The following is a 4275-nucleotide window of genomic DNA, read 5'->3' as shown; positions in this document are numbered from 1 at the left end:
CTGGTGCCGCTGCCCGCGCCGAAGCCGCTGACGATGGACGACATCGTCGCCACCCAGACGGCGCTGAATGCCTATGGCATGACCGCCGTGCGCATCCCCGGCGCCTATAAGGGCGACATGCTCCAGGCCCTGCGCCTGTGGCGCCAGGCCGCCGCCGCCCACAGCCTGACGCTGCGCTACACCGTCTACATGCCGGGCTTCGAGTTCCGCACGGCGCAGCAGGTCGACGACGCCATCGCCAAATGGGGCGTCAAGCAGGACGAGGGCGACGATTTCGTGCGGATCGGCGGCATCAAGCTGATCGTCGATGGCGGCTTCGAGGGTGGCCATCTCTCCCGGCCCTACCAGGAACCCTATGGCAAGGGCGGGACCTATGCCGGCCTGACCGTGTCGCCGCCCCCGGCCTACGAGGCGGTGGTGCAGGAGATCAACCGGAAGGGCTGGCGGCCCACCACCCATGCCGTCGGGGATGCGGCGGTCGACGAGGTGCTGACCGCCTATGAAAAGGCCGATGCCGACCGGCCGATCGCCGGCAAGCGCTGGGCCATCGAGCATGCCTTCGTCGTGCGCCCCGACCTGGTGAACCGGATGAAGGCGATGAACCTGATCGTCTCCGCCCAGGACCACCTGTACCTGGCCGCGCCGGTGCTGAAGAAGTACTGGGGCTGGGACCTGGCCAGCGAAGTGACACCGCTGAAGACCTTCCTCGATGCCGGCCTGCTGGTGGCAGGCGGCACGGATTCGCCGGTCATCCCCTTCAACCCGTTCTGGGAGCTGTATCATTTCGCCAGCCGGGACACGATTTCCGATGGCGTCTACGGCGCCGACCAGAAGATCGCGTCCCGTACCCTGCTGCTGCGGCTGGACACGATCAACTTCGCCAAAATGATCGGCGAGGACGACCATCGCGGCTCGATCGAGCCGGGCAAGTTGGCCGATTTCGCCATCCTGACCGATGATTTCCTGACCGTCCCGGTCGAGAAGATCCAGGCGATGAAGGCCCTGGCGACCTATGTCGGCGGCCGGGAAGTGTACCGGGACCCGGGCTACAAATAGGGGCGGAGGGGCGCTATCGCCCCTGGCCGAACAATCTGTCCACGCTCGATTGAAGGCTGAAAATGTCCGAGACCGTATAGAGGCCTGCGGGCTTCTTCAGATGGGCGTTGTCCGGCGCGGCGTCCACGCAGGCCTTCACCAGCACGACCTGCCGGGCGGGGTCGGGCATGAATTTCAGTCCGGCCACGGAGTATTTCGACACGCCTTCGCTGCCGTCGGCGGTGCGCTGCCCCCTGGCGCGCGTGCCGGCCAGCTCGCCAATGTCAGGGACATGGTCGAACACGGCGTCGTAGAATTCGACGATGGGGCTCTGGTTGGTGGCGGCGCAGCCATGGATGTAGGCGGCGTGGAAGCGCCCCTCGAGCTGGAAGGACACCACGTCGCCGGCCCGATGGAAGGTGAGGCTGTCGGGCAGGCTGGGGGCCCGCTTCAGCGGGGTGGGCGGCGTGCGCAGGAACGCGGCCTTGATGGCATCGGTCTTGCGATGGAAATCATCGCTGAGGGCGACCGCGGCGTTGAGTGCATCGAGGGCCTGATCGGCCTGTGCGCCGAGGGCGGGATCGGCGATGCCGTATTTGTGCAGGGTGATGGCCAGGGCTGCCGTGGCCTTGTGGCGATACACTGCGGACGCGGCGTCGGCCTGCAGGACGCAGTTCCACCGGCGCAGCAGAAGCGGCAGCACGCGGCCTGCCGGGTTGGCGGCCAGGGCGGCATCATGCTTGGCGTAGGCATGGGTGTGGGCGAGGACCCGGGCGACGTCTTCGTCCACCGTCTGGACTAGGGTGTCGGCGGCGAGCTTCTTGAGCGCCTGGGCGTGGGTGATGATGGTCATGGCGGATGCTTATGCTGTCTGGGCGGCGCTACGGCCTTGGCCAATCAAAAGGCGCATCGATGCAGGAGGACCACAAGACCTTACCGCCGGAAAGCGCCAAGCCACGATTATCGTCAGCCGATGGAAGGGCGCGCCCGCCTATCCCGGCACCAGGCGCCCGGCCGCCGCCCGCAGCAGCAGGACTTCCTGCTCCGCCCGCGACCGCTCCGGATCGTCCGGCGCCGCCGGGGGCGTGGTCGCGGCCGGAGGGACGGATCCGGTGCGCAGCGCCCCGGCCAGAGCCGCGGTTTCGGCCCCGATCCAACGCCCGAAGGCGGCATCGTCGGCCGCCTGCGCCGTGTCGGCCGGGCGGTGCAGCCAGGCGGTGCCGGCCACGCCGGCGATCTGGCGGGCGAGGACCAGGATGGTGAGGCCGGCATCCAGCGTCTCATGCTGCCACCACGCCTCCAGCATGGTGCGGCCATGCCCGGCCTCGGCGTTGCCGCTGGCCAGTCCGGCCTCGCGCCGCGCGGCCTCGATCGCGGCCTCGTCGCCGGCATGGGCGAAGGCCAGCGCGGCGTAACGGCCATTGGCCTCGATCGCCGCGGCCAGCAGCGGCCGGAACTGCCGGCCCTCGCGGCTGGGCCACAGCAGCAGCCCGCCCGCCAGGCCGATGGCGCTGCCCAGCACGTTATACAGCGCGCGCATCCCGGCCAGTGCCGGTTCGCTGGCGCCGGGCTGCGACAGCTCCACCACCACGATGAACAGCGGCGTCAGGAAGAAGACGAAGATGCCGTAATTGACCTGCCGCATCGCCATGGTCGCGATCGCCAGCGGGAACACCGCGGCGGTCAGGGCCAGCGGCGTGTGCAGCACCAGCCCGAGCAGCGCGGCCAGGCCGCCGCCCAGCACGCTGCCGACCGTGCGCTCCAGCGCCCGCGGCCAGGTCGCCGCCACCGAGGATTGCAGCACCAGCACCGTCGCGATCGCCATCCAGTAGGCGTAGGAGAAGCCCAGCGCGTGGCTCAGCAGCACCGCCGCGGTGGTGGCGACGGCGCAGCGCAGGGCGTGGCGCAGGATCTCGGACCGCAGGCTCAGATGCGCGCGCAGCGGCGCCAGCCAGGTCTTGATGTCCCGGGATGCCTTGGCCGCCTCAGTCTGCACCGGGGCCGGGCGGGCGCTGCCGGTGGCGCGGATCTCCTCGACGATCCGGCCCAGCCCTGCGGCGACCGGGCCCTCCATCCCCGCCGCCAGCAGCGCGAGGCGGTCCAGCGAGCGCTGCGTTGCGTCCATCTCGCCATGGCCGGTGTCGAAGGACCAGGCCCGGCGGAACAGCGTCAGCGCCAGGCGGCGCAGGGCCTGCCGCTCCCGCGGCTGCTGCGGGTCCGCCGCCGGGCCGGCATGCTGGCGCAGATCCGACAGGGCGATCAGCTGGCCGAAGATGCGCTCGGCGATATCCAGCGCCACCAGGAGCCTTTCGGCGAAGTCGCCCAGGCCGCGCCCGCGCATCGCCCGGCCCAGCGCACCCCGAGCGGTCTCGATCGCGGCGCGGACCGCCGGGCGATAGCGCTGGGCGTGCCGGGCCCAATCCAGCGGCGGCGAACGCGGCTCCAGGCGGGCCATGCCGGCGGCCATCGCCGCCAGGCCGCGATAGGTCGTCGCCAGGGCGCTGCGCGCCGGCCGGAACGGATGGATGCGCCAGATCGACAGGGCCAACAGCATCGCCCATAGGCAGCCGGCGAAATGGATGGCGGCGAATTCGGCCAGGGCGGCCGGCGACGCCACGGGGTGGTCGATCGCGGTGACGCAGACGACGGTGGCCAGGGCGCCGATCTGCCGCGCGGCGGCGCCATAGGCCCCGGCCATGGTGCCGACCAGGGCGCAGGGCACCACGGCGGCCGCGGCCCAGCCCCAGCCCTGCGATGCGGCGGCGGCACCGATGATGGCGAAGGCGGTGGACAGCAGGGTGAAGCCGGCCAGCGCCCGCAGCCGGTCCGGGTTCGGCCCGCCGGGATCGGCCAGGCAAGTCCAGAACGCACCGATCGCGGCCCAGGCCAGGATCGGCATCTGCAGGGCGCTGCCGATGGCGACCACCACGGCGCAGGAGGCAGCGGCGCGCAGGCCTTCGCCGATGCTGATGCTGCGTGGCGAGATGGCGATGGCGGTGCGGATCAACGAGGGCAGGGCGCTCATCGCTCGGTCGTCGTCTCCATGCTGGCGGCAGGCCGCCGGGTCCGCGCTCCTCCCCATGTTTTGACTGATCGCAGGATAGCTTGTCTCCGGCTCGATCGCACGGCTGCCTTGCGATCCGCGGGAACCGCAAGCCCGCCGTTTCGGGCCATGATTGCAGTCTCGAACCCTTTCAAAGCTTCAGACACCGTCATTGCGAGCGCAGCGAATCCATCCAT

Annotated in this window: 3 protein-coding genes; 1 reads left to right on the top strand and 2 read right to left on the bottom strand. The window is 70.6% G+C overall.

Translation table 11 applies throughout. The features are described from left to right. Nucleotides 1-1056: amidohydrolase (locus tag AC3XYG_RS20585; RefSeq protein ID WP_489141738.1), on the top strand; the 1056-nt coding region annotated here is incomplete at its 5' end. 13 nt (nt 1057-1069) lie between these two features. On the opposite strand, the gene AC3XYG_RS20580 is transcribed toward AC3XYG_RS20585, so the two are convergent. Together AC3XYG_RS20580 and AC3XYG_RS20575 are read right to left on the bottom strand one after the other, a co-directional pair. Further along, the gene (locus tag AC3XYG_RS20580) at nt 1070-1888 is read right to left on the bottom strand and encodes a hypothetical protein (protein ID WP_489141737.1); all 819 of its coding nucleotides are present in this window, start codon (nt 1886-1888) and stop codon (nt 1070-1072) included. Between the two features lie 138 nt (nt 1889-2026). Beyond that, entirely contained in the window at nt 2027-4060 is a 2034-nt protein-coding gene (locus AC3XYG_RS20575; RefSeq protein WP_489141736.1) for an FUSC family protein, read from the bottom strand. Between the last annotated feature and the right edge of the window lie 215 nt (nt 4061-4275).

This window comes from Inquilinus sp. (genome assembly GCF_057815775.1).
Note: the sequence above shows the minus strand (reverse complement) of the source record. Positions and strands in the feature narration are given on the sequence as shown.

What these genes read in the sequence shown, in the direction of transcription:
- AC3XYG_RS20580 (WP_489141737.1), bottom strand. Translation starts at nt 1,888, where the DNA reads ATGACCATCATCACCCACGCCCAGGCGCTCAAGAAGCTCGCCGCCGAC.
- AC3XYG_RS20575 (WP_489141736.1), bottom strand. Translation starts at nt 4,060, where the DNA reads ATGAGCGCCCTGCCCTCGTTGATCCGCACCGCCATCGCCATCTCGCCA.